The sequence below is a fragment of the Streptomyces sparsus genome (genome assembly GCF_054776295.1).
Genome location: NZ_BAAHCA010001689.1, coordinates 1 through 567 on the forward strand (window position 1 = coordinate 1; position 567 = coordinate 567).

Annotated in this window: 1 protein-coding gene; it reads left to right on the forward strand. The window is 76.2% G+C overall.

Annotation, left to right across the window (positions count from 1 at the left end):
* Positions 1-567: tetratricopeptide repeat protein (locus tag ACYVE9_RS30320; protein ID WP_461031055.1), on the forward strand; the 567-nt coding region annotated here is incomplete at both ends.

A 567-nucleotide genomic window follows, 5' to 3' on the forward strand; every position in this document is an offset into this window, starting at 1 on the left:
CGCTCCCCGTACCGCGGGTGGACCCGGGCGACCCCAACGCCGGTTTCCTGGCGGGCCTGCTCGCCGTGGAACCGGCGGAGCTGGCCGCCGCGCTTCGTGCCGCGCCGGTCGACTCGATCGAGCTGCGGCTACGCGAGCTGCGGGCCCTGCTGGAGTCGGTGCGGACCGGCGACGGGGCCGCCGCCGAGCGCACGGCCCAGGCGGAGCAGGCCGTGGCCCGGCTGGCCGCCGACTACCCCGACGACTGGCGGGTGATCTGGTACCGGGGGCTGTCCGCGCTGGTCAGCAACGACCGGGAGACCGCCGCTCTCGCCTTCGACGCCGTCTACGACGCGTTCCCCGGTGAACCGGCGCCGAAGCTGGCGCTGGGGCTGTGCGCGGAGGTCCTCGGCCAGTTGGACAACGCCGCGGAGTACTACGGCCTGGTCTGGTCGACCGATCCGAACCACGTCAGCGCCGCCTTCGGCCTGGCCCGCGTCCGGCTGGCCGCCGGGGACCGGGCCGGCGCCGTCGGGACGCTGGAGTCGGTGCCGGAGACGTCCGTGCACTGCACCGCCGCCCGGGTCG